We start from the raw sequence: 23,662 nt of genomic DNA on the forward strand, positions 1-23,662 counted from the left end.
ATGGACGACGAGCAGAACGTGTTGGCCACGGTGTGGCCCGAGGTTGTTGCCGAGCTGACCACCGGCTCACCGGACGGCGCCATCCCGCCGGTGACCCGTGCCCAGCAGGCCTGGCTGAAACTGGTCAAGCCGCTGACCGTGGCGCAGGGCTTCGCGCTGCTCTCGGTGCCTTCCTCGCTGGCCCAGGAGGCCATCGAACGCGATCTGCGCGAACCGATCCTGCGCTCCCTCGCTCGCCGCCTCGGTCCCCAGGTAGAAGGCCTCGGCGTGCGCATCGCCGCGCCGACGACGCCGAGCACCGACCGTTCGAGCAACAACCCCCGCCACGCCAGGATGACGAGCAGGCCGGAACGGAGCAGGGACAACGGTTCGCTCGACAACGGCCACCGGGACAACGGCTCCCGCGAGAACGGGCATCCACAGCCGGGCTACCCCGGCACCGAGTACCAGGGCCGCGACGACTACCCGGCGCCCCGCTACGCCCAATCCAACGATTACGGCTCCGAATACCAGGGCAACGCCGAGTACACCGACACCGACTACGCGCCGGAGTATCCGTCCGCTGGCGAGTACGACCGGCCGGACTATCCCCGGGACGAGTACCAGGGCCAGGGCGACTACCCGGCACCGGCCGAATTGCCCCAGTCCCGGCGCGAACCCGCGCCCGCCCCGCGCCGGGAGCCGGGCCTGCCGCCGCGGCGCGAATCCATCCCGCCGGGCCAGGAATCGTTGTTCACCCCCGACCCCGGCCCCGCCACGATGCGCGGACCGGTCCGGGCGCCGGTGCGCGAGGCCGCGCCCGCCGAGGATCCCGGTCTGGCGGCCGCGCACGAGTCGGTGCGCGAGTCCGAGGCCACCCGCGCCGAGCCCGACGACGAGCCCGTGGTCAACGTGCGCAACTCCTGGCCGACCTACTTCACCAAGTCCCAGGAGACCTCCGCGCCCGCCACCTCCTCGGCCAGCCTCAACGCGAAATACACCTTCGAGACGTTCGTCATCGGCGCGTCGAATCGCTTCGCGCACGCCGCGGCGGTCGCCATCGCCGAGGCGCCCGCCCGCGCTTACAACCCGCTGTTCGTCTGGGGCGCTTCAGGTTTGGGCAAGACGCATCTACTACACGCGGCGGGCCACTATGCCCAGCGGCTCTTTCCCGGCATGCGGGTGAAGTACGTCTCGACCGAAGAGTTCACCAACGACTTCATCAACAGCCTGCGCGACGACCGCAAGGTGGCCTTCAAGCGCCGCTACCGCGAGACCGACATCCTGCTGGTCGACGACATCCAGTTCATCGAGGGCAAGGAAGGCATCCAGGAGGAGTTCTTCCACACCTTCAATACCCTGCACAACGCCAACAAGCAGATCGTCGTCTCCTCAGACCGGCCGCCCAAGCAGCTGGCCACGCTGGAGGAACGGCTGCGGACCCGGTTCGAGTGGGGCCTGATCACCGATGTGCAGCCGCCCGAGCTGGAGACGCGCATCGCCATCCTGCGCAAGAAGGCCAGGATGGACCGGCTCGACGTGCCGCACGATGTGCTGGAACTCATCGCCAGCCGGGTCGAACGCAACATCCGTGAGCTGGAGGGCGCGCTCATCCGCGTGACCGCTTTCGCCTCGCTCAACGGTCAGCCGCTGGACCTGCCGCTGGCCGAGGTGGTGCTACGCGACCTGATGCCGGACACCACGGCACTCGAGATCAGCGCGGCCACGATCATGGCGGTCACCGCGGAGTACTTCAACACCACGCTCGAGGAGCTGACCGGGCCGGGCAAGGCACGTCCGCTCGCGCAGGCCCGCCAGATCGCCATGTACCTGTGCCGTGAGTTGACCGACCTCTCGCTGCCGAAGATCGGCCAGGCGTTCGGCCGCGACCACACCACGGTGATGTACGCGGAGAAGAAGGTCCGCAAGGAGATGACCGAGCGCCGCCGCGTCTACGACCACGTGCAGGAGCTGACCGCGCGGATCAAACAACGCTCCCGCTGAACTATCCCCAGGCCGATCCAGCCAACCGGCCCGCTGCGTTCTACTAACACCTGTGCACCGTCCCTGACCAGGGGCGGTGCACTTTTTGCCCTGTGGATTCCTCGAGGAATCCTTGTGGAGTCCTCGAGGAATCCACCGGTTTGTGCACCGATCCACTAACAGGTGTGGGGATGGCGGTCGCGGCGTCCGCTAACAGGGTTCGGTCCACAGTTTCCCCAACCGATCTTGCACACAGGGGCTGACCAGCCAGGAGGCCCGTACGGGGTTGTGGATTCCTCGAGGAGTCCATGTGGAGTCCTCGAGGAATCCTCGAGTTGTCCACGCGTCGGTACACACGTGTGAACAACTCGGTGAATTCGGTGGAACAACTCGAGGAGCACTCGAGGATGAATGTGGGACAACTTCGGAACTCCACAGACGCCGCTCGTTCATCCTCGAGACACTCCCCGGTCATCCCCATGGCACCACGCCCACTGACCAGCGAATACGGCGTCAGTACACAGATTCCACAGTGCCTACTACTACTTCAGTTCTTCTTCTAGAAGAACTCTCTTGAAAACAGGCTGTGTGGAAAGTCGGTTGGGGAGCTGCGGTTCGCGAGCGCTCTCGTCCCCAGGCAAGGAGAAGCCGCGAACCGATTCGTGGACAGTCCTACCCGCACCCACCGACAGGTTCCGGAATCAACGGACCAGAGGACCGGTTTCGCGAGCGCACCGCGGCCGCACCGAAACAGCGGTCCGCGCATTACCGGTGAAACCGGCTTTCTCGCGGCGCTATTCAGGTCCTGGCGCAACACTCGGATACGGGACTAGCGGGTCGGACTAGGCCACAGGCGCGGTCGCGGGTACGGTTTGGTGTCGGTCGCCTGTGCCACACTTTTGATGGCGGCCGATCCAGCACCCTTCGCGAACGCACGCTGATCGAGCCGCCAGGCTTGGAGGGACCAATGTCCGGCCACTGCACAACAGCTCACGGAACTGGGAGAGGACTGATCGGGCGATGGAGCTTGCAAGCATGAAGTTTCGGGTCGCCCGTGAGGACTTCGCGGAATCCGTTGCCTGGGTGGCACGTAGCCTCCCGTCCCGGCCGCCGGTCCCGGTGCTCGGTGGTGTGTTGCTCGTCGCCGACGACAGTGGGCTCACCGTCTCCGGCTTCGACTACGAGGTCTCCGCACAGATGCGTGTCTCGGCCGAGGTCGCCGGTCCCGGTGAGGTCCTGGTCTCCGGCAGGCTGCTCGCCGACATCACCAAGGCCCTGTCGAACAAGCCGGTCGACGTCTCCGTCGACGGCACCCGCGTGCTGATCTCCTGTGGCAGTGCGAAGTTCTCGCTGCCGACCATGCCGGTCGAGGACTATCCCCAGCTGCCCGAGGTGCCGCAGCAGACCGGCGAGCTCCCGGTGGACGTCTTCGCCAGCGCGGTGGGCCAGGTGGCCGTCGCCGCGGGCCGGGACGACACCCTCCCCATGCTCACCGGCATCCGCGTCGAGATCGAGGGCGACAAGGTGGTGCTCGCGGCCACCGACCGCTTCCGCCTCGCCGTGCGCCACATCGAGTGGAAGCCGGCCAACGCCGATATCGAGACCGCGGTGCTCATCCCGGCCAGGACGCTGTCGGAGGCCGCCAAGACGCTCGGTGCGTCCGATGCCCCGGTCCAGCTGTCGCTGGGCACCGGTACCGGCTCGGACGGCCTGCTCGGCATCGTGAACGCGGGCAGGCGCACCACCACGCGGCTGCTCGACGCCGAATTCCCCAAGTTCCGTCAGCTGCTGCCGAAGGAACACACCTCGATCGCGACCCTGCAGGTGTCCGTGCTGACCGAGGCGATCAAGCGTGTCGCCCTGGTCGCCGAGCGCGGGGCACAGGTGCGCCTGGAGTTCTCCACAGAGGGTCTGCAACTGTCCGCCGGTGGTGACGACGCGGGCCGCGCCGAGGAATGGCTCGAGGCCGACTTCCGCGGCGAATCGCTGACCATCGCGTTCAACCCGGGCTACCTCATCGACGGTCTGTCCGCGCTGCACGCCGATCGCGTGACCTTTGGGTTCACCACCCCCAGCCGCCCCGCGGTGCTGCTGCCCGCCTCGGACGAGGAGCCGCAGGCCCTCGATTCGGGTGCGTTCGCGGCGCTGGACAGCCCCTACATCTACCTGTTGATGCCGGTCCGGCTGCCGGGCTGAGCACAGGTGCGTGTTCGCGAACCCGGTTCGGTCGTCACCCGCGGTACGCGCCCGTTCCGTCACGAGCCGCGGCTGTCGTTCGATAGCAGCCGTCGGCCGTCGTCCCCAGACGGGGTCGAACCGATAGCGCGGCCGCGGGATTCGGCGGTCCGAAGGTGTGCGATGACACATTTCATCCACAGGCGGGCGCACCGCTGTGGATGGCCAGCTAATCCCTCGGTACCTGCGCGGACGCGCCGCGCGCCGGTCGAATCCGCCGAACTCGTGCAGGCAGGAGCCAGATAGCGGATGTTCGTTCGAGCGCTGTCCCTGCGTGACTTCCGTTCCTGGCATCATGCTGAACTCGAATTATCCCCAGGCCGAACGGTTTTCTTGGGATCGAACGGCAACGGCAAGACGAACCTGATCGAGGCGATCGGTTACCTGGCCACCCTCGGGTCGCATCGGGTGTCCGCCGACGCGCCGATGATCCGGATCGGCACCGAGCGGGCCAGGATCGGCGCGTCGGTCGTCAACACCGGCCGGGAACTGCGGATCGACGTCGAGCTGAATCAGGGCAGCGCCAACCGCGCCCAGATCAACCGTTCGCCGGTCCGGCGCACCCGCGAGATCCTCGGCATCCTGCAGACCGTCCTGTTCGCGCCAGAGGATCTGGCCCTGGTTCGTGGCGACCCCGGCGAGCGGCGCCGGTTCATGGACGAGTTGTGCACAACCCGGCTGCCCAGGCTGGCCGCGGTCCGCAGCGATTACGACCGCGTGCTGCGGCAGCGCTCCGCCCTGTTGAAATCCGCTGGGCGCCAAGCCAGATCGAAGGCTGACCTGGGCACCCTCGACGTGTGGGACGGGCACCTGGCCACCCATGCCTCGGTGCTGCTGGCCCACCGGCTGCAGCTGGTGCACGAGCTGTATCCACATCTCGCGACGTCCTACGCCTCGATCGCACCCGAATCCCGGCCTGCCACAATCGGTTACCGCAGCGCCACGCTGCCGCCCGAATTCCTCGATCCCGCAAGGGAACCCCAGCCCGACGACACCGAGGCGCTGGAGGCCGTCATGCTGCGCGAACTCGCGGCAGCGCGGCCGAAGGAGCTGGAACGCGGTGTGTGCCTGGTCGGTCCGCATCGTGACGAGCTCGACCTGAACCTCGGCGCCGCGCCCGCCAAGGGCTTCGCCAGCCACGGCGAGTCCTGGTCTTTCGCGCTGGCGCTTCGGCTCGCCGCGTTCGAGCTGTTGCGCGCCAACGGATCCGAGCCGGTCCTGTTGCTCGACGACGTGTTCGCCGAGCTCGATCGGCGCAGGCGCACCGCACTGGCCGCGGTCGCGGCCGGCGCGGAGCAGGTGTTGATCACCGCCGCCGTGCCGGAGGACGTGCCTGCCGAGCTCGCCGCCGAGCCGCTGCGGGTGGAGACCAGCGGCGGACCGGACGGACGCACCTCGCAGATCGGCGCGCCCGTCACACCCCCGCAGTGACAAGCGCTTTCGCGTCCCGACGGACCCGCACAGGCAAACACATTCGAATTTCTGCACAGGTTTTCCTGTTATCAACAGGTTCCTGTGGAGAACGCGCCGAGTGGAACGTCCGTGCTGGTGCGGCGCACCTCGGCGCACGGTGGTCGTCGGTGCCCTGTCGTACAGTGACTCAGGCCGTGACCGACCAGAGCGTGAGGAGCCGTGGTGACCGATCAACCGCAGCCGGGCGCCGAGCCGGCGGGACCGCAGCCGGAGTTGCGCGGTATAGACCTGGCCAGGCGCGCGCTCGAGGAGGCCCGCGCGGCCGCGAAAGCGAGTGGCAAGTCCGTCGGACAGGGACGTTCCTCGCCGCAGCGTCGGCTCCGGTCCGGCCCACGGCGCCGATCCGGCTGGTCGGGGGCAGGCCCTGATTCGCGTGATCCACAGACCTTCGCGTCGCTGACCGGCGCGCTGGCCAAAAGCCGTGGCTGGTCGGCCAAGGTGGCCGAGGGCATGGTGTTCGGTCGCTGGGCGGGCGTGGTCGGTGAGGACATCGCCGCGCACGCCACCCCGATCACCCTCAAGGACAACGTGCTGAGCATCGCCGCGGAATCGACCGCATGGGCAACCCAGCTGCGCATGCTGCAGAGTCAGATCCTGGCGAAGATCAACGCCGCGGTCGGACCCGGCGTGGTGACCTCGCTGAAGATCACCGGCCCCGCGGCGCCCAGCTGGCGCAAGGGTGAGCGCCACATCAAGGGCCGCGGACCGCGCGATACCTACGGATAGGTCGTCGCGTTCCACGTGAAACGCTGTCGGATCGCTCGCGGGGACAACCGATTTCGTCAATGTGACGGAAGTTCGCCGAGTCTCGCGACCGCCGGGGCGGTCCGGCTAGGCTCGACCTGTCGTGCCCACTGACGCGCTTCGCGCGGGGATCTCGCCATGACGCGATCCGGCTCGGGCGGGGATGGGTAACCCGTCGGCTACCGTCCGCGACTCGGAATGCGGTCGCGCACCGTCGCTGTCTCGCGACCGGTTCGGCAGGCGCGGGACGGGCACCGTCCGATTGCTCTCAGAGTCGAGCGAAAGCAGCAAAAGGCGGAACTGACTCGCGACGGTCCGATTTCTCGCATTCACGGAGCTGTCAGGGGTGTCGTAGGTGCGTTGTAGGTTGGCTGTACCAGTAGGATGGAGACGTAACTAGCGGCGATCACCTTCGGCGCGTTCCGTACAGCTCGCGTGGCCCCGCCTTTCCCCAGTGGAATGTCCAGGGACCAGCGTGTGCTGTGCAGTGCCTCGCCAGGAGGATCAGCAAGTAAGGAGAGCTACCGACCAGTGGCTGCCAACGACTCCAACGCATCGGGCTCGACCAACGCTAACTCGGGCAAGGCGGACTACGGCGCCTCGTCCATCACGGTCCTCGAAGGACTCGAGGCGGTCCGCAAGCGTCCCGGCATGTACATCGGATCCACCGGTGAGCGTGGTCTGCACCACCTGATCTGGGAGGTCGTCGACAACTCGGTCGACGAGGCGATGGCCGGCTACGCGTCCAAGGTCGAGGTGACCCTGCTCGCCGATGGTGGCGTCGAGGTGGTCGACGACGGCCGCGGTATCCCGGTGGCGATGCACGCCCAGGGCGTGCCGACCATCGAGGTCGTCATGACCCAGCTGCACGCGGGCGGCAAGTTCGACTCCGACTCCTACGCGGTGTCCGGTGGTCTGCACGGCGTCGGTATCTCCGTGGTGAACGCGCTCTCCTCCCGGCTGGAGGCGGAGATCCACCGCGACGGCTACCACTGGAGCCAGTCGTACAAGGACTCGATCCCCGGCAAGCTGGTGCAGGGTGAGGCGTCCAAGCAGACCGGCACCACGATCCGGTTCTGGGCGGACCCGGAGATCTTCGAGACCACGACCTACAACTTCGAGACGGTCGCGCGCCGCCTGCAGGAGATGGCGTTCCTGAACAAGGGACTCACCATCACCCTCACCGACGAGCGGGTCAGTGAGTCCGAGATCACCGACGACGTGGTCAGCGAGACCGCGGAGGCGCCGAAGCACGTCGAGACCGACGCCGAGGTGGCCCCGGCCGAGCACAAGGTCAAGACGCGGACCTACCACTACCCGGGTGGTCTGGAGGACTTCGTCCGCCACATCAACCGCACCAAGCAGCCGATCCACAACTCGGTGGTCGGGTTCACCGGCAAGGGCACCGGCCACGAGCTGGAGGTCGCCATGCAGTGGAACTCCGGCTACTCGGAGTCGGTGCACACCTTCGCGAACACCATCAACACCCACGAGGGCGGCACCCACGAGGAAGGCTTCCGCGCGGCGCTGACCACGGTGGTCAACAAGTACGCCAAAGACAAGAAGCTGATCAAGGAGAAGGACGGCAACCTCACCGGTGACGACATCCGTGAGGGCCTGGCCGCGATCGTCAGCGTGAAGGTCTCCGAGCCGCAGTTCGAGGGCCAGACCAAGACCAAGCTGGGCAACACCGAGGTCAAGTCGTTCGTGCAGAAGGCGTGCAACGAGCACCTCACGCACTGGTTCGAGGCCAATCCGGCCGACGCGAAAACCATTGTGAACAAGGCGGTCTCGTCCGCACAGGCCCGCGTGGCCGCGCGCAAGGCGCGTGAGCTGGTGCGCCGCAAGTCCGCCACCGACCTCGGCGGCCTGCCGGGCAAGCTGGCCGACTGCCGCTCCAAGGATCCGAGCAAGTCCGAGATCTACATCGTCGAGGGTGACTCCGCAGGCGGCTCGGCCAAGTCCGGTCGCGACTCGATGTACCAGGCGATCCTGCCGTTGCGCGGCAAGATCATCAACGTCGAGAAGGCGCGCATCGACCGAGTCCTCAAGAACAACGAGGTCCAGTCGATCATCACCGCCTTCGGCACCGGTATCCACGACGAGTTCGACATCGCCAAGCTGCGGTATCACAAGATCGTGCTGATGGCCGACGCCGACGTCGACGGCCAGCACATCGCGACACTGCTGCTCACGCTGCTGTTCCGGTTCATGCGTCCGCTGGTCGAGCAGGGGCACGTGTACCTCGCGCAGCCGCCGCTGTACAAGCTCAAGTGGCAGCGCGCCGATCCCGAGTTCGCCTACTCCGACCGCGAGCGCGACGGTCTGCTCGAGGCGGGTCTCGCGGCGGGCAAGAAGATCAACAAGGACGACGGCGTGCAGCGCTACAAGGGTCTGGGCGAGATGAACGCCAAGGAGCTGTGGGAAACCACCATGGATCCGACGGTGCGCGTGCTCAAGCTGGTCACCCTGGACGACGCGGCCGCGGCCGACGAGCTGTTCAGCGTGCTGATGGGCGAGGACGTGGAGGCCCGCCGCAGCTTTATCACCCGTAATGCCAAGGACGTTCGCTTCCTCGACGTATAAGCCGGTGCGTTTGCCCGCCGGGTGCACACCCGCGCGGCCCCGCGACCGCACCGCCCGCTAAGGAGACTTGATGACCGACACGACGCTGCCTCCGTTCGGAGGCTCCGGCGGCGACCGGATCGACCCGGTCGACATTCAGCAGGAAATGCAGAACAGCTACATCGATTACGCGATGAGCGTGATCGTCGGCCGCGCGCTGCCCGAGGTGCGCGACGGCCTGAAGCCGGTGCACCGGCGGGTGCTGTACGCGATGTACGACAACGGGTACCGGCCCGACCGCGGCTATGTGAAGTCCGCGCGCCCGGTCGCCGAGACCATGGGTAACTACCACCCGCACGGTGACGCCTCTATCTACGACACCCTCGTGCGCATGGCGCAGCCGTGGTCGCTGCGCTACCCGCTGGTCGACGGCCAGGGCAACTTCGGTTCGCGCGGCAACGACGGCGCCGCCGCCATGCGCTACACCGAGTGCAGGCTGACGCCGCTGGCGATGGAGATGCTGCGCGAAATCGACCACGAGACAGTCGATTTCATCCCGAACTACGACGGTCGCTCGCAGGAGCCGACCGTGCTGCCGAGCCGGGTGCCCGCGCTGCTGATGAACGGCAGCAACGGCATCGCGGTGGGCATGGCGACCAACATCCCGCCGCACAACCTCACCGAGTTGGCCGAGGCGATCTACTGGGCGCTGGACAACCACGACGCTGACGAGGAAGCCACGCTCGCCGCCTGCATGGAGCGGGTCAAAGGCCCGGACTTCCCGACCCACGGCCTGATCGTGGGCAGCCAGGGCATCCACGACGCCTACACCACCGGGCGCGGTTCCATCCGCATGCGCGGCGTGGTCGAGATCGAGGAAGACAACAAGGGCCGCACCACCCTGGTCATCACCGAGCTGCCGTACCAGGTCAACACCGACAACTTCATCAACTCGATCGCCGAGCAGGTGCGCGACGGCAAGATCGCGGGCATCTCCGACATCCACGACGAGTCCTCCGACCGCGCCGGCATGCGGATCGTGGTCACGGTCAAGCGCGACGCGGTCGCCAAGGTCGTGCTGAACAACCTGTACAAGCACACCCAGCTGCAGACCAGCTTCGGCGCCAACATGCTCTCGATCGTCGACGGCGTGCCGCGCACCCTGCGGCTCGACCAGATGATCCGGCTCTACGTCAAGCACCAGTTGGACGTCATCGTCCGGCGCACCAAGTACCTGCTGCGTAAGGCCGAGGAGCGGGCCCACATCCTGCGCGGCCTGGTCAAGGCGCTCGACGCGCTCGACGAGGTGATCGCCCTGATCCGGCGCTCGGCCAACACCGACACCGCGCGCACCGGCCTGATGCAGTTGCTCGACATCGACGAGATCCAGGCCACCGCGATCCTCGACATGCAGCTGCGCCGCCTCTCGGCGTTGGAGCGGCAGAAGATCATCGACGAGTTGGCCAAGATCGAGCTCGAGATCGCCGACTTGAAAGACATTCTCGCCAAGGAAGAACGTCAGCGCGCGATCGTGCGCGACGAACTGGCCGAGATCGTCGAGAAGTACGGCGACGACCGGCGCACCAGGATCATCGCGGCCGACGGAGACGTCGCCGACGAGGACCTGATCGCCCGCGAGGACGTGGTCGTCACGATCACCGAGACCGGCTACGCCAAGCGCACCAAGACCGACCTGTACCGCAGCCAGAAGCGCGGCGGCAAGGGCGTGCAGGGCGCCGGGCTCAAGCAGGACGACCTGGTCAAGCACTTCTTCATCTCCTCGACCCACGACTGGCTGCTGTTCTTCACCAACAAGGGCCGGGTCTACCGCGCCAAGGCCTACGAGCTGCCCGAGGCCAACCGCACCGCGCGCGGTCAGCACGTGGCGAACCTGCTCGCGTTCCAGCCGGACGAGAAGATCGCCCAGATCATCCAGATCAAAAACTATGAAGTCGCTCCGTATCTGGTGCTCGCCACCAAGAATGGCCTCGTGAAGAAGTCGAAGCTGTCGGACTTCGATTCCAACCGCAGTGGCGGCATCGTCGCGGTGAACCTGCGCGACGAGGACGAGCTGGTCGGCGCCGTGCTCTGCTCGGCAGACGACGACCTGCTGCTGGTCTCGGCGCTCGGCCAGTCGATCCGGTTCTCCGCGACCGACGAGGCGCTGCGTCCGATGGGCCGGGCCACCTCCGGCGTGCAGGGCATGCGGTTCAACGCCTCGGATGAACTCTTGTCGCTGAACGTGGTGCGGCCGGACACATATCTGCTGGTCGCGACCGCGGGCGGTTACGCTAAGCGGACGGCGATCGAGGAATACACGCCGCAGGGTCGCGGCGGTAAAGGCGTATTGACCGTCCAATACGACCCCAAGCGTGGCACCCTGGTCGGTGCGCTCATCGTCGAGGACGACGACGAGTTGTACGCGATCACTTCCGGTGGTGGTGTCATCCGGACAGTGGCCAAGCAGGTTCGTAAGGCTGGACGACAGACCAAGGGCGTGCGATTGATGAACCTCGGCGAGGGCGATACGTTGCTTGCTATCGCGCGCAATGCCGACGAGCCCGATCCCGATCTCCTCGCCGGCGACACCAGCGACACCGGTTCTTCTGAGTAAACCAACAGCGGCGGCAACGAACGGATCTAAGGATTCCCATTGACCACTCCGAATCAGCCGAATGACGAGCGGCACCAGACGAACGGTGTGACCGAGCGGATCGCACCGTCCCCGATCCCGCCGCGGCCGATCCCGAGGCCGGTCTCCTCGGCGGAGAACGGGCAGCCGGGCGGCGGGCAGTCGAACGGCGGCCAACAGGGTGGTGCGCAGTCCGCGGGCAGCCAGCAGGGCGGGCAACCGCACGGTGGCCAGCCCGCCGGTGCGCGTCCGGGCGGGCCGCAAGCGGGTGCTCAGCCGGGTGGTGCGCCGCAGGGCGGACAGCCCCGTGAAATGCCGGACCAGCAAAGCGATTTCGCGAACAAGCAGGCCGGCGCCGAGCAGGTGCCCGGTCAAGGCGGCCAAGAAGGGTTCGACCAGACTGTCCGCATGAACAACTCAGAGTCCGGTGCGTCCCAGGCCGGGGATCAAGCCGGCGGCAACGGCGGTGGCCAATCGTCGTTCCAGGAAGGTTGGTCGCAACTCCCGCAGCGGGAGCCGCAGTCCAACCTGTACCGGCCCGGCCAGGCACCGGTGACCGGTCGTCCGAGCGGGTCCGGTTCCGGTGGGGGAGGGGGTCTCGGTGGCGGGGTCACCAACGCCCGCACCACCGCGGACCTCGCCGCCAAGGCGGCCCGCAAGGAAGCGGCGATGGTGAAGTCCGTCGGCATCGACGGACCCACCCGCAGCATCGCGCGCCCCGAACTGATCAAGGACATGCCCGACCTGTCCGAGATCCGGCACCCGCTGCCGCCGTCGGCGCCCGAGACCACCGGTCCGCAGACTCCGATCTCGCCCGCGGTGCCGGTCGCGGTCGCCGCGGCCGTCGCCACCGGTGAGCCGCTGCGCGCCACCGTGCAGATCCGGCGCATCGATCCGTGGTCGACGCTGAAGATCTCGCTCGTTATCAGCGTGGCCATGTTCTTTGTGTGGATGCTCGCGGTCGGTCTGCTCTACATCGTGCTCGAGGGCATGGGCGTGTGGGAGCGGCTGAACAACACCTTCACCGACATGGTGTCCCAAGACAGCGGGTCGGTCGGCCTCATCGACGCGGGCACCGTCTTCGGCTACGCCGGCGTCATCGGCCTGATCAACGTCGTGCTGTTCACCGCGCTCGGCACCGTGGGCACGTTCATCTACAACCAGTGCTGCGACCTCGTCGGCGGCATCCAGGTAACCCTGGCCGACCCCGACTAGAACCGGCTCTGCCAGACGGCCGGTGCCGCCCCTGACCCGGGCAGCACCGGCCGTTCTTGTTCGTCGCCACCTTGTCCCAGCACCACCGACAATCGTTCCGCAGCCGCTCTACCAGCCGTTTTGGATGCGGTGGTCGGTGTTGTGTACTCTCTACACGTTGTCGCGAACTACGCGCCACAACAACATAAGGGCCTATAGCTCAGGCGGTTAGAGCGCTTCGCTGATAACGCGGTTTCGCGACCAGCGGTAGTCCTAAACAGCCCCGCTGAGCTGCACAGACATCCAAACGAGTACTAACGCGTGACAGGCGTTCCCAAGCCTCTCGCTGCTTTTCTGCTGCCTCGATCCCGAAGCGGATAGATCGCCTATCCGCCGCTTTGGCATGTCTGGTGACTTCCCTTCCCCCTGCTTCCTCGTACTGGCCGTCTCCTACAGTCGGTCGGGCCTGTCAACCCCGGAGAGCGGAGCGTGGGTTGACTGGTTCGGGCGGCTGTTCAGGACAATTGGGCCATGAGGAGGCAGGACCTCCACCGCGGGTGCCTCGACGTGACGAGAAGGGGGCCGAAGCCCCCAGCCGGTCAGCTGTAGTCGTCGGCGGCGGATTCGCGTGCGGCCCAGTAGGCGGCGAGGCAGGGGCCGCAGACGTGGTCGTGCTCGTCGCCGGGGACGTAGATCGGGAGGGTGCCGATGGCGGGGTTCGGGCAGTTGGGGGTGGTGCAGGCGAGGGTGCTGGTGGCGGTCATGGTGGGGGTTCCTCTCCGGTCGGTGTCGGTGGATCTGGGCTCGCCCGGACCAGGCCGGTCCCACCCCGGCAAAGGCTCGACGGCGCACGGGAGGTCCCGCGGCTCATCAGGCTATGAACTCGCGCGATCGGGTTATGGATAGTCCGCCGCGGGGCCTCCCGTGCGTTGTCGACACGTCTTGGCCTTTGCCGGGGTGGGTCCGGTCTGGTACGCCATCGGCAGATTCATCGGCGCCGTCCGGAGAGGAACCCTGGTGACCACTGCTGGCCCTGGACCGGATCTCCCCCGGCTGCTCGAACACCGTTGGTGACCACAGCCAGTCACCCCGTGCGTCGACTGGCCGATTCGTGCTCGGCTGCGGAGGTAGGTCGGGTACGGCTCACGGCGTGCTCAGCACTTACCCGGTCATGCCCGAAGTGACCAAGAGTGTCGTGGAGTGGCAGTTGTGAACGTGAGCGCGGTGCCGACGTGCCGACGCGCCCGCCTGCCGTAGCTTGCGGAGGCCGGCGGTCGCGCGGCGCGGCGCGGCGGTAGCCGCGCGGGCGGCGCGCAGCGCCGCTCTTGATCCTCAATGGCGGAATTCGGCAGCAACCGATGTACGTGCGGTGCGTGCCGTGGTGACCGGAACATCCTGCCCGATCGGTTCCGGAGCAGACATCGTCGGTGTCTCGGGTCGGAAGTGGCTGCGTTCCAACGGTTCCGGTCGGCGGGCTGACGTAGGGTGGTGACACCTCGTTCCGAGGGGCGGTGGACATGGTCCACACACCGCGCCCAGGAAGGAGGTGGTGGGGATGGCGAAACATCGCCGGGCAAAGAGCAACGCCCCGGTCGACTACGGCATGCTGATTGCGGTTGCTGCCGTGGTCGCCGGGGCGCTCGTAGTGGTCCGCCGAGTGCGGGCTAGCTAACCCACCAGGTGGGGCCGTCTGGGAAAGAGGCGGTCCCACCGCTCGACATCACTTGCGTGACACTTGGATTGTACCTCAATGTGTGGAACCGGTGAAGCTTTGCATTAGAGCTGCCGCGCGTTCATTGATAAGGCTCATTCGTGCTTGCCATTCCTCGGCATGAGTATGGTGCTGCTGAGCTGTTTCCTGTCCCTCCCATTTGCGGTACAGAAGTCCGACTTCGCTATCAAAGAATCCTGTGGAAAGCAGGCTGGCTGCGATAAGCATTCCCGTGTCGTCGGAACCTGGCACGCCCATCCATCCGCCTATGGCAGTTACTAGCTGGCGTCTAATGCAAATTGTTGTTGGATGGACCGGAAGGCGGAAATTGTTTTCCCGCCAGTATTTGAGCACTGTGCCTGGGAGGAGGAGGCCGTGCGCTGGGTCGCCGTCGAATCCAACCTTCGACCCGTCTGGCAGGAGGTCAAGCAGCCGGGAAGTTGTCCAGGCTACCTCAGTACTGTCGGATGTGAGGTGTTCGATGTCTCGGAGGAGTACGCCCGGCGTCAGGATGTCGTCGGCATCGAGATTCTTGATGAGTTCCCCACGGGAATTTGCAAGGGCCATATTTCGAGTTAGGGCAACTCCTCCACGTCGACCTGTTCGGAATACGATTCGATCGTCAACGCCGCGAAGTATCTCTTGCGGCACTCCAGAGTTGCCGTCTTCTTGTAGTACCCATTCCCACCTCCAGCCTGGAGGAAGCTCCTGCGATATTACAGATTCACATGCGGCTTTAAGATGATCGGGATCGGGATTGTAAACCGGAGTAATGATTGAAATCAGGCGATCCATATTACTTGGCCCACCTTTCGAGTGGAGTTTCATACACAAGTTCGGTCCGATCGCCAGGCAAGGTCACATAGGCAACATCTACCACCCGACCGGTTGTGTCAAGAACGGTCTTATGGATGAGAAAGACGGGTACGCCCGGTCCGACGTCGAGTAGCTGCGCTTCCATCGGGGTAGGGGGCCTTGTGGTGACGGCTTCGATGACGCGGTCGACTTCGATTCCGACAGTGCTCAGCTGATGCATTGTGCCGCCGGGCCATGGTTCGTTGGACGCGTCCAGAAGTTGTGGATTCGCGGCTACCAAGTCATAGACCAGATACGAGCGGGCGAGGTTGAACGGGGCAGCCTCGGTCTTGGACCGAGTGCGGAACTCACGTTGCACCAACTTCGCACCGACAGGGATACCGAACTGGCTAGCGAGGTCCTCGGTGGCGTTGACAATGGCGTACTTGGCTTCGAAGTCTAGATCTGCCACGTCAAGTCCGGTGTCCCGTTCGGTCAGGCCTGTGGCGGCTCGTACCGCCTCCGGCTCATGTACTCGGGCTTTGTCGAAGTGGTTGTTGGCGTTGCTGCGACGGACTTTCTGGCGTGGAGGTCGGACGTAGACACCTAGACCCTGACGGGAGTCGATCAGCCCTTCGCTGCGCAGGACGTCAAGTGCTTGCCGAACCGTCGGCATGCTGACCTTGTATCGCTCGGCGAGAGTTGCGCTGGTTGGCAACTGCGAACCACCCGGCAGTTCCCCAGACTGGATGGCTTGCCGCAGGTCATCGGCAAGTCGCTCGTATTTCAGTGCCATGGCTTCAGCCTATTCCTCACGTTGTCTTGACAAGTAGGGACCCGCCGTCCATCCTAGTTGTACGGTTAACAAGACAACCGGTTAACAGGATCGATTATTCCGAAGGAGTAGCAATGGCGATCAAGAGGGGTCACAAGTTCGAGATTCCGTTCAGGACGGCGTTTCCGCAGGGTCTGGTGCTGTTGGGCGAGGTCTCGCAGGTGACGAAGTACAACCCGAATCCGAACGCGACGCCGGAGCCGATGTTCGATTACGACCCGAAGACGGGTGAGGGTTCGGGGTTGCCGTTGTGGAAGGCGACGGTGACTGACCCGCATGAGGACAAGGCGAAGCGGGCGTCGTTCGAGGTCATTTTCGTGGCTCAGGTGCAGCCGGTTCCGGCTACCGAGGAGATCGTGCCTGGTACCGGGATGCGGATGATCGAGCTGGAGGGCGTGACCGCTGAGCCGAAGGTGATGGGTCAGGGGGAGTTCAAGTACCAGGGCTACACCTTCCGGGCAACTGGCATCAAGGGTGATACCTCCGGTGCCAAGCAGGCCCCGAATGATCCGGGTGCTTCGCGTCCGTCCGGCGCTAAGGCGGCGTGATGAAGACGGCAGGCCAGCAGTCGGCGGGGATGCGGTGGGCGCGCTGGTCTGCCGTGGTCATCATCGTGGTTATCGGGGCGGCTGCGTTCGTGCTGAGCTTCGCTGCGTTGCGTGATCTGGCGATTCTGGCCAACACTCCGAAGCGGTGGGCGTGGCTGTTCCCGGTGATCGTGGACGGCACGATCATTCAGGCGACCGTGGGTGCGTTGGTGCTGGCGAAGTCACGGGAACGTGGGTGGTTTCTGTGGGTGCTGGGTATCGGTGCTGCGGTCTCGATCGCGGGTAACTCGCTTCATGCGGTCGCGGCCGGCCGAATCCTGCCGTGGTGGGCTGCGGCGTTGGTGGCGGCGATCGCTCCGATTTCGCTGCTGGTCGACACGCACGGGTTGGCGGTGTTGTTCCGTGCCGTGCAACAGGATTCGGCTGCTGAGCCGGTCTCTGCGCCGGTTCCGGCGTCTGATCCTGTGCCGGACAAGCCCGCGGCTACTGCTTCGGTTCCCGCGCCGGTTCCTGCTCGCCGGAAGAAGGCGTCGACGCGTCGCGATCCGGGCAAGGTCGCTGAGGCGGTGGCGTTGCACGCGGCGGGTAAGTCGTATGCCGAAATCGGTCGGACGCTGGGCGTTTCGGCTCCGACGGCGCGTAAGTACGCGACCTCGGCCCCGAAGCCTGCCCCTGTCGCTGCCCCGCAACCGGTGAGTGCTGCGGTCCCGGCTGCGACACCTGTTCCTGTTTCCGCGCCTGTGGTGGCCGGTGTGCGGCCGGTGCCGGTGCGTTCCATTCATCCCGTGCGGCCGGTGCAACAAGCGCTGCCGATCACGGTTTCCTAGGCAAGGAGTTGGTTTCGATGGCTGAGAACAACGGTGCGGTGGTGTCGCTGGCGTTGAGGCAGCGGTGGACGGCCGGGATCGTGTTGCTCGTTGGTGTGGTGGCGTTTCCGCTGGCGTTGTTGCTGACGGTGGGTCGTGAACCGGGCGGGACGGTGGCCACGGTCGCTCCTCGCGCGGATGGGTGCGTGATGTTCTGCGAAGACGTCCCGCAGGCATCGTTTCGCGAGAGCAATTGCGCTGAGGCACCTTCGGGAATCAGCTTCATGCCGGAGGACTGTGCGCCCCTGACGGGCAAGGGGTGGTCACGATGAGCGGGATTCTCGGAACTCTTGCCGTGGGTGGCTCGGTGGTGGCGCCTGCGGGGCTGATCTGGCTGGCTCGCCGGGACCTGCCCGGTACGAAGAAGCCGAAGCCGCAGACGGTCGCGCAGATCGTGGACGATGCCGCACCTGAGTTGCGTACCGCTGTCTCGATCCTGGCTGATCCGCTGCAAACCAACCTGATGTTGGCCGCGCTGGGTCTCGGTTCGGCCGAGGGTGGTTTTCCCAAGCTCGAACGCTACGACTACACCCGCTACGGGATTCAGGTTGACCTGGTGATGCTCGGCGGTCAGTCGCTGGCGGACTGGTCCAAGGACGAGAAGTTGCAGCAGTTCGCCACGTATTTGGCGGTGCCGAAGGTGACAGCGTCGTCGCCCGCTCCGTCGTGGGTTCGTCTCCAGGTGAGGGCGTTTGACACTCTCGTCTCCCCGGCAACGAGGCCGGAGGTGATCCCCAATGGTGTGGATCTGGAGGCGGTCCCGGTCGGTGTTACCGAGGACGGCGACATGTGGCGGTTGCGGGTGCTCTACGCACACATCCTGATCGCTGGTGCGATGGGTTCGGGCAAGGGCAGCGTGTTGTGGTCGCTGCTGGCCGGTGTGGGTCCGGCGATCAAGGCCGGGCTGGTGGATGTGCGTCTGGGTGATCCGAAGGGCGGGGCGGAGTTCGGGCGTGGTGAGGACCGGTTGTTCACCCGTTTCTGTGTCGACGGTGCCTCGATCCTGGGCATGCTCGATGAAGCGGTCAAGGAGATGGACGAGCGGGCGGTGCGGATGCGCCGGGCTGGTCTGCGCAAGCTCGTTCCCACTATCGATGAACCGTTGATCCTGATCATCATCGATGAAGCTGCGGCTTTGTCGTCGTATGCGACCCGTGAGGAGCAGGAGGAGTTCCGGCGCTTGACCGGGCTGCTGCTGTCGAAAGGCCGCGCGGTCGCGGTGTCGGTGGTGGCGGCGTTGCAGGACCCGTCGAAAGAGACGATGCCCAACCGGCAACTGTTCCCGGTCCGGATCGGGCTGCGCCTGGACGAGCCGACACAGAACGCGATGGTCCACGGTCAGGGTGCCCGGGATCGGGGTGCGCGCTGTGACGAGATCAGCGAACACACACCCGGTGTCGGTTACGTCGGCCAGGACGGCACACGCGGGTTCGTGCGAGTGCGGGCGTTCTGGGTCGACGACGACGCAGCCGATGCCATTGTCGAGGCGTTCTCTCCGGCTCCGGTGATCACCGGTCCCACTGAGGATTACAGCGGGTTCGACCCTGATGACCTCGGCGACGAGGACGGCGATGCTGCGGGGGTGGCGGCGTGAAACGAGGATTCGTGACCGAGACACACGTGGTCATCTACTGCGACAGCTGCGGTGACATCTATACCGAAAACACTGGTGAATCAATCTGTTTCGACTCCACTTCCCAGGCGGTGTCGTATCTGCAACACCGTGGCGCGGGTGTGGGCTGGGTTTATGACGGTGACCGGGTGTGGTGTGACGGCTGCACCGCGGCTGATCACTGCGACCGCAACGGCCACCAGTTCCCTGAGCACTGGCAGACCACGCGGCGGCTGCTCGGTGTTTCCACTCGTTCGCGCACCTGCATCGTGTGCGGCATCGCTGAAATCGAGGCTCTGTCATGACCATTCACTACTTCGATGAGACCGACGCATTCGATCGTGACGAGCGCGACGCGGTGATCTGCTTGCAGTCGGTGCGCCAGCTCGTCGACGACAACTCGGTGCTGGCCTGGGATGAGCACAGTGCGGGGTGGGCGGCATGAGGGGCCGCGAGTGGGGCCTGCTGGTCGGCGGGCAGGTACACGCGCTGGTCAAGGCCCGCAATATCACCGACGCCACCATGTACGCCTGCAACCAGACGGCCCGTCGGCGCGCGAAAGCCGTTGTCGTGTACCGGGATTCAGAATCCATCGGGTGGCGGCGCTGGATCGATGACAAACCCGTCGCCTCCCAGCTCTCGTTCGATCTCACCGGAAAGGAGGCCCGTCGATGACCACGAAAACGACAGTGACCGACAAGTCCCCGGCCGAAGACCTAATGGAGGCGTTCGGGCTGCTGGTCTGGCACATCGTCAAAGCCGTGGCCGTGATCGCGTGGTGGGCGCTGCTGTTCCCGATGATCTCGGTGCCCCTCGGTGGGGCTGTCGCGGCCGGTGTTTTGCTGGGCTGGCCTTACGGGTTCGCGCTGGTCGGGGTGTTCATCGCGGGGATGGTGGCGTGGCGACTACGGAGTCCACGAACCTTCGAGCGGTGGATCACCGGGCGGGCACGGACCCGGTTCCTGGCGTGGCGGCGCTACCGGCTGGGCTGGAGCGGGCGACTGACGGCTTGCAAGCTCACCGTGGCGCACGGGACCGGGCTGCTGGTTCCCCGGCGGGTCTCGGTCGCGGTCGGCGCTGCTGTCGATGTGGTGCGGGTGCGGATGCTGCAAGGCCAGTGCCCCGCTGATTGGGAATCACGCGCTGACAACCTCGCTCACACCTTCGGCGCCACCGACTGCCGAGTCCGCATCGCCGGTCCCGGCCTGGTCGAACTCCGGTTCCGACGCGCTGATGCCCTGGCCGATCCGTTCGAGCTGCCCCCCATCGACGGCGGGCGCTTCTGCAAGGAGACGATCTGATGAACACCCCCAACACCGAGAGTGCGAAGGCGGGAGGGACTGCGGCCCAGCGCCGTGCCCTACCCAACCTGTTCGAGGTCGCTCAAGCTGCGGCTGATCAGTACATGGTGTGCAAGCGTCCGATCGCCATGCGCGTGGAGGACCCCAAGACCGGGACCGTCACCTACGAGGGTTCCCCGTGTAAGTCCACCATCGAGTCGGTGTGCCCGGCCTGCGCGAAAGCCAACCGGCTGCTGCGGATCGCTCAGTGCCGCGAAGGATGGCACGCCAGTCACGAACTGGTGCCCGACAAGACCGATGCGACGGCGCGTCAGGTCGAGTTGCTGACCGAACGCGCCGATCTGGTCACCCAATACCGTGCTGCGGTGGCCGAGGCGGCCGAAGACCTCGCCGAGTCCCTGCGTGAGGTGATCCGGGCCTTGGATGAGGATCTGCGGGAAACCGGCCTGCGTGGTCGTCTCCCGGCCCTGGACGCCACCATCAAGGATCGGCGTAAGCGTTCCACCAGGCGGCGTCAGGACGTGCCGGACCTGCCTCGTAAGAAGGTGTCGAAATCGACTGTGGGACAGGTCTTCGCGGGCAAGCATCAGCCCTCGATGTTCGTCACGCTCACCATGCCGAGCCGGGGCCGCATCCGTCGTGACGGTGCCCTCGACGCCACGGGGCTGCCGTGTTCGGATGGGTCGCCGCTCGACATGGACAGCTACGACTACACCGGTGCCGCACGCGACATCGTGTTCTTCTCCAAGCTGGTCGACCGCTGGATTCAGAACCTGCGCCGTGCGGTCGGGCGGGACGTGCAGTACTTCGCCACGGTGGAACCGCAGAAACGCGGGGCACCGCACCTGCACATCCTGATCCGTGGCGCGATCTCTCGCGAGCTGCTGAAGCTTGTCACCGCGGCTACCTACCACCAGGTGTGGTGGCCTCACTTCGGGCCGGAGAACCGCGTCTACGGCGGCCCGCATCAGCCGGTCTGGGATCACAAGCGCGCCACCTTCATCGACCCCGGCACCGGTCAGCCGTTGACCTACTGGGACGACGCCCTGGACACCCTCGATCAGGTCGATGACCTCGAACCCGCGTACGTGGTGCGGTTCGGTTCCCAGATGGACCGCAAGCAGATCAAGGGCGTGGTGCCGGAAAAGGCCGGCCGGACCATCGGCTACGTCACCAAGTACCTGACCAAATCCATCTCGGAGATCGTGGAAGCCCAGACCGACCGCGCAGCCGAACACTACGACCGGCTTCACGCCGAACTCCAGAACACGCCCTGCTCGCCTCGGTGTGCGGTGTGGCTCGAATACGGCATCGTCCCCCAAGGGGTCAGCGACAAGACCGTCCCTGGCCGTTGCCGTGGCAAAGCGCACCGTCGAGACACCCTCGGCTTGCCCGGTCGTCGTGTGCTGGTCTCACGCCGCTGGTCGGGCAAGACCCTCATCGACCACAAGCAAGACCGCGTGGATTTTGTTCGGCAACTGCTCGCCGACGCCGGTATCCACAAGCCCGACACCAGCCATTACAAGGTGACCCCGGTCGAGCCCGGCGACAAATCCCGGCCGTTGCGTGAGCACCTGATCATGGGCTCGATCTCCCGACGGAATACCTGGCGCGCGGAGCTGGTCAAAGCCCAGTTCGCGGCAGGCCCACCACAGACCCCAGAAACTTCGGCAACTCGGCAAGCGGCGTGAATACGGAAGGAGAAGGGGATGCGACTAGGTCAGGCTCAGCGAGCGACGTACACGGTGCAAGAGGTGGCAGACCTGTTGGGGATGTCGCGCAACAACGCCTATCGGGCGATCAACGATGGTGAGGTCCCGGCCAAACGGGTGGGTCGTCGGTGGGTCGTTCCGCGCAAGACCTTCGATACCTGGCTTGAAGACTGCACATTGCCGGAGGTGGCATAACCATGGGATTTATCGACAAGACCGAAGCGGGGAAGTGGAAAGCGTTCTGGCGCGAGCCTTCCGGCGTGCAACGGTCCAAGACCTTCGGCACCGAGCGCGAAGCCAAGTCGTTTCTCGCTCAGGTCGAGGTCGCCAAGTCCACCGGTACCTACGTCTCACCGCATGCCGGGCGTACCCGCTTCGGTGAGCACGCCCAGGCATGGATGAAGACTTGGAACCATGAACGCACGACGACCGGGCGTGATGAGTCGATCATGCGTACCCATGTGCTGGCCCAGTGGTCGGACTGGCAGCTGGGCAAGGTCGATCATCTTTCGGTGCAGCAGTGGATCACCGAATTGTCGTCGCGGCGTTCCCCGGCCACGGTTGCCGAGTGCAAGCGGCTGATGTCGGGGGTGATGCGTTCCGCGGTTCGTAATCGGTTGATCGGGGTCGATCCCACCGAGGGCGTGAAGGTGCCGCGTCGCCGCAAGACCGACAAGGACGAAGCGCGGATTCTGACCCGTGATGAAGTTCGGCAACAGCTGCTGCCCGCTATCGTCCCGCAACGGCACCGGGCCATGGTCGCGCTGACCGCATTCGCCGGACTGCGCTGGGGTGAGGTCGCCGGACTGTGCGAAGACGCGGTAGATCTCGATCGGGGATTGGTGCGTGTGATCCGCACCGTGACCGAGGTCGGCGGGCATACCGAGTTCAAGCCATTCCCCAAGTCTGCGGCGGGTCGGCGCACCATTCCGCTCCCGGCCTGGGTCGTGACCGAGCTGCGCGGATTCATGGCCGAACACCCTCGTGGCGACCGAGGCTTGATCTTCGCCAACGAGGCAGGCGCACCCCTGCGGCGAGGACTGTTCCGGGCTCGGATCTGGCGTCCGGCATTGGTGCGCGCGGGTCTTCTCGGTGAGGTCTGCGAGGTCGGCGACGGCTACGAGGCGGTCTGGATGGATGAGGATGGCTCGGTGGCCTCGGAAGTGTTCGGCAAGTACGAACAGGCGGTCAAACACGTGGCCGCGAACGAAGCTGGCGGGCTGCGGTTCCATGATCTGCGCGACTGCTACGGGACCTGGCTTGCCGACGAAGGGGTCGAACCCCACAAGATCGCCAAAGTGATGGGGCACGAGAAGATGACCACCACCATGGCCTTCTACATTCGCCGCCAGGACGACTACGACGCGGTGAGAGGTGCCCTCGGTGACGACGAGGACGGCGACGACGGAACCGCATCCATCGGAGCCGTAGTCGGCTGATGCTGCCTTTTCGCTGCCTACGAGCAACTGACGGAGCG

General features: G+C 65.7%; 21 protein-coding genes. 18 read left to right on the top strand and 3 right to left on the bottom strand.

Annotated features, from left to right (window positions below; translation table 11 throughout):
- The 7 genes from dnaA (at position 1) to F5X71_RS00035 (ending at position 12,826) form a co-directional block, all read left to right on the top strand.
- A complete protein-coding gene (gene dnaA / locus F5X71_RS00005) occupies positions 1 to 1,983 on the top strand; it encodes a chromosomal replication initiator protein DnaA (RefSeq protein WP_167460081.1) in 1,983 nt (660 codons plus the stop codon).
- A gap of 999 nt (positions 1,984 to 2,982) precedes the next feature.
- Positions 2,983 to 4,158: a DNA polymerase III subunit beta gene (gene dnaN / locus F5X71_RS00010; RefSeq protein ID WP_167460082.1), complete on the top strand. Its 1,176-nt coding sequence runs from the start codon at positions 2,983 to 2,985 to the stop codon at positions 4,156 to 4,158.
- A gap of 288 nt (positions 4,159 to 4,446) precedes the next feature.
- Positions 4,447 to 5,628, top strand: coding sequence for a DNA replication/repair protein RecF (recF, locus tag F5X71_RS00015; protein ID WP_167460083.1), 1,182 nt, complete (start codon positions 4,447 to 4,449; stop codon positions 5,626 to 5,628).
- A gap of 204 nt (positions 5,629 to 5,832) precedes the next feature.
- Positions 5,833 to 6,396: a DUF721 family protein gene (locus F5X71_RS00020; RefSeq protein WP_167460084.1), complete on the top strand. Its 564-nt coding sequence runs from the start codon at positions 5,833 to 5,835 to the stop codon at positions 6,394 to 6,396.
- Positions 6,397 to 6,945: 549 nt separating this feature from the next.
- Positions 6,946 to 9,000 carry a DNA topoisomerase (ATP-hydrolyzing) subunit B gene (gyrB, locus tag F5X71_RS00025; RefSeq protein WP_167460085.1) on the top strand — a complete coding sequence of 685 codons (2,055 nt, stop codon included), beginning with the start codon at positions 6,946 to 6,948 and terminating at the stop codon, positions 8,998 to 9,000.
- Between the two features lie 70 nt (positions 9,001 to 9,070).
- Positions 9,071 to 11,593, top strand: a complete 2,523-nt coding sequence (gene gyrA, locus F5X71_RS00030; RefSeq protein ID WP_167460086.1) for a DNA gyrase subunit A — start codon at positions 9,071 to 9,073, stop codon at positions 11,591 to 11,593.
- 39 nt (positions 11,594 to 11,632) lie between these two features.
- The gene (locus F5X71_RS00035; RefSeq protein ID WP_167460087.1) at positions 11,633 to 12,826 is read left to right on the top strand and encodes a DUF3566 domain-containing protein; all 1,194 of its coding nucleotides are present in this window, start codon (positions 11,633 to 11,635) and stop codon (positions 12,824 to 12,826) included.
- Between the two features lie 578 nt (positions 12,827 to 13,404).
- Here F5X71_RS00035 and F5X71_RS00040 read toward each other — a convergent pair.
- From F5X71_RS00040 to F5X71_RS00050, 3 genes are all read right to left on the bottom strand, one after another.
- Entirely contained in the window at positions 13,405 to 13,569 is a 165-nt protein-coding gene (locus tag F5X71_RS00040; protein WP_167460088.1) for a hypothetical protein, read from the bottom strand.
- Between the two features lie 983 nt (positions 13,570 to 14,552).
- On the bottom strand, positions 14,553 to 15,311 hold the full coding sequence (locus F5X71_RS00045; RefSeq protein ID WP_167460089.1) for a glycosyltransferase family 2 protein: 759 nt from the start codon (positions 15,309 to 15,311) through the stop codon (positions 14,553 to 14,555).
- A 1-nt stretch (position 15,312) separates the two neighbouring features.
- Positions 15,313 to 16,107 carry a GntR family transcriptional regulator gene (locus tag F5X71_RS00050; protein ID WP_167460090.1) on the bottom strand — a complete coding sequence of 265 codons (795 nt, stop codon included), beginning with the start codon at positions 16,105 to 16,107 and terminating at the stop codon, positions 15,313 to 15,315.
- A 113-nt stretch (positions 16,108 to 16,220) separates the two neighbouring features.
- Between F5X71_RS00050 and F5X71_RS00055 the strand changes: the two genes are divergently transcribed.
- Genes F5X71_RS00055 through F5X71_RS00105 form a run of 11 tightly spaced genes read left to right on the top strand, consistent with a single transcriptional unit; the run spans position 16,221 to position 23,624 of the window.
- A complete protein-coding gene (locus F5X71_RS00055; protein WP_167460091.1) occupies positions 16,221 to 16,694 on the top strand; it encodes a hypothetical protein in 474 nt (157 codons plus the stop codon).
- On the top strand, positions 16,694 to 17,521 hold the full coding sequence (locus F5X71_RS00060) for a DUF2637 domain-containing protein (RefSeq protein WP_238815642.1): 828 nt from the start codon (positions 16,694 to 16,696) through the stop codon (positions 17,519 to 17,521). Before F5X71_RS00055 ends, F5X71_RS00060 begins: the two co-directional genes overlap by 1 nt.
- A gap of 17 nt (positions 17,522 to 17,538) precedes the next feature.
- Positions 17,539 to 17,832, top strand: coding sequence for a hypothetical protein (locus tag F5X71_RS00065; protein ID WP_167460092.1), 294 nt, complete (start codon positions 17,539 to 17,541; stop codon positions 17,830 to 17,832).
- A complete protein-coding gene (locus F5X71_RS00070; protein WP_167460093.1) occupies positions 17,829 to 19,154 on the top strand; it encodes an FtsK/SpoIIIE domain-containing protein in 1,326 nt (441 codons plus the stop codon). Before F5X71_RS00065 ends, F5X71_RS00070 begins: the two co-directional genes overlap by 4 nt.
- 11 nt (positions 19,155 to 19,165) lie before the next feature.
- Positions 19,166 to 19,477, top strand: a complete 312-nt coding sequence (locus tag F5X71_RS00075; RefSeq protein WP_167460094.1) for a hypothetical protein — start codon at positions 19,166 to 19,168, stop codon at positions 19,475 to 19,477.
- On the top strand, positions 19,474 to 19,617 hold the full coding sequence (locus F5X71_RS00080; RefSeq protein WP_167460095.1) for a hypothetical protein: 144 nt from the start codon (positions 19,474 to 19,476) through the stop codon (positions 19,615 to 19,617). Before F5X71_RS00075 ends, F5X71_RS00080 begins: the two co-directional genes overlap by 4 nt.
- On the top strand, positions 19,614 to 19,847 hold the full coding sequence (locus F5X71_RS00085; RefSeq protein ID WP_167460096.1) for a hypothetical protein: 234 nt from the start codon (positions 19,614 to 19,616) through the stop codon (positions 19,845 to 19,847). The genes F5X71_RS00080 and F5X71_RS00085 overlap by 4 nt, the downstream gene beginning before the upstream one ends.
- Positions 19,844 to 20,473, top strand: a complete 630-nt coding sequence (locus F5X71_RS00090) for a hypothetical protein (protein WP_167460097.1) — start codon at positions 19,844 to 19,846, stop codon at positions 20,471 to 20,473. Before F5X71_RS00085 ends, F5X71_RS00090 begins: the two co-directional genes overlap by 4 nt.
- Entirely contained in the window at positions 20,473 to 22,164 is a 1,692-nt protein-coding gene (locus F5X71_RS00095) for a replication initiator (RefSeq protein WP_174816990.1), read from the top strand. The genes F5X71_RS00090 and F5X71_RS00095 overlap by 1 nt, the downstream gene beginning before the upstream one ends.
- An 18-nt stretch (positions 22,165 to 22,182) precedes the next feature.
- Complete coding sequence (locus F5X71_RS00100; RefSeq protein WP_167460098.1) at positions 22,183 to 22,380, top strand: helix-turn-helix domain-containing protein; 198 nt, start codon at positions 22,183 to 22,185, stop codon at positions 22,378 to 22,380.
- Positions 22,381 to 22,382: 2 nt separating this feature from the next.
- Positions 22,383 to 23,624 (top strand): tyrosine-type recombinase/integrase, encoded by a 1,242-nt coding sequence (locus F5X71_RS00105; protein ID WP_167460099.1) that lies wholly within the window; start codon positions 22,383 to 22,385, stop codon positions 23,622 to 23,624.
- The last annotated feature ends 38 nt before the right edge of the window (positions 23,625 to 23,662 follow it).

This window comes from Nocardia brasiliensis (assembly GCF_011801125.1).
GTDB classification, from domain to species: Bacteria; Actinomycetota; Actinomycetes; order Mycobacteriales; family Mycobacteriaceae; genus Nocardia; species Nocardia brasiliensis_C.

Bases quoted from the DNA above. Each gene is read 5' to 3' on its own strand.
- dnaA (WP_167460081.1), top strand. From the start codon at position 1: ATGGACGACGAGCAGAACGTGTTGGCCACGGTGTGGCCCGAGGTTGTT.
- dnaN (WP_167460082.1), top strand. From the start codon at position 2,983: ATGGAGCTTGCAAGCATGAAGTTTCGGGTCGCCCGTGAGGACTTCGCG.
- recF (WP_167460083.1), top strand. From the start codon at position 4,447: ATGTTCGTTCGAGCGCTGTCCCTGCGTGACTTCCGTTCCTGGCATCAT.
- gyrA (WP_167460086.1), top strand. From the start codon at position 9,071: ATGACCGACACGACGCTGCCTCCGTTCGGAGGCTCCGGCGGCGACCGG.
- F5X71_RS00040 (WP_167460088.1), bottom strand. From the start codon at position 13,569: ATGACCGCCACCAGCACCCTCGCCTGCACCACCCCCAACTGCCCGAAC.
- F5X71_RS00045 (WP_167460089.1), bottom strand. From the start codon at position 15,311: ATGGATCGCCTGATTTCAATCATTACTCCGGTTTACAATCCCGATCCC.
- F5X71_RS00050 (WP_167460090.1), bottom strand. From the start codon at position 16,107: ATGGCACTGAAATACGAGCGACTTGCCGATGACCTGCGGCAAGCCATC.
- F5X71_RS00055 (WP_167460091.1), top strand. From the start codon at position 16,221: ATGGCGATCAAGAGGGGTCACAAGTTCGAGATTCCGTTCAGGACGGCG.
- F5X71_RS00060 (WP_238815642.1), top strand. From the start codon at position 16,694: ATGAAGACGGCAGGCCAGCAGTCGGCGGGGATGCGGTGGGCGCGCTGG.
- F5X71_RS00065 (WP_167460092.1), top strand. From the start codon at position 17,539: ATGGCTGAGAACAACGGTGCGGTGGTGTCGCTGGCGTTGAGGCAGCGG.
- F5X71_RS00070 (WP_167460093.1), top strand. From the start codon at position 17,829: ATGAGCGGGATTCTCGGAACTCTTGCCGTGGGTGGCTCGGTGGTGGCG.
- F5X71_RS00080 (WP_167460095.1), top strand. From the start codon at position 19,474: ATGACCATTCACTACTTCGATGAGACCGACGCATTCGATCGTGACGAG.
- F5X71_RS00085 (WP_167460096.1), top strand. From the start codon at position 19,614: ATGAGGGGCCGCGAGTGGGGCCTGCTGGTCGGCGGGCAGGTACACGCG.
- F5X71_RS00090 (WP_167460097.1), top strand. From the start codon at position 19,844: ATGACCACGAAAACGACAGTGACCGACAAGTCCCCGGCCGAAGACCTA.
- F5X71_RS00095 (WP_174816990.1), top strand. From the start codon at position 20,473: ATGAACACCCCCAACACCGAGAGTGCGAAGGCGGGAGGGACTGCGGCC.
- F5X71_RS00100 (WP_167460098.1), top strand. From the start codon at position 22,183: ATGCGACTAGGTCAGGCTCAGCGAGCGACGTACACGGTGCAAGAGGTG.
- F5X71_RS00105 (WP_167460099.1), top strand. From the start codon at position 22,383: ATGGGATTTATCGACAAGACCGAAGCGGGGAAGTGGAAAGCGTTCTGG.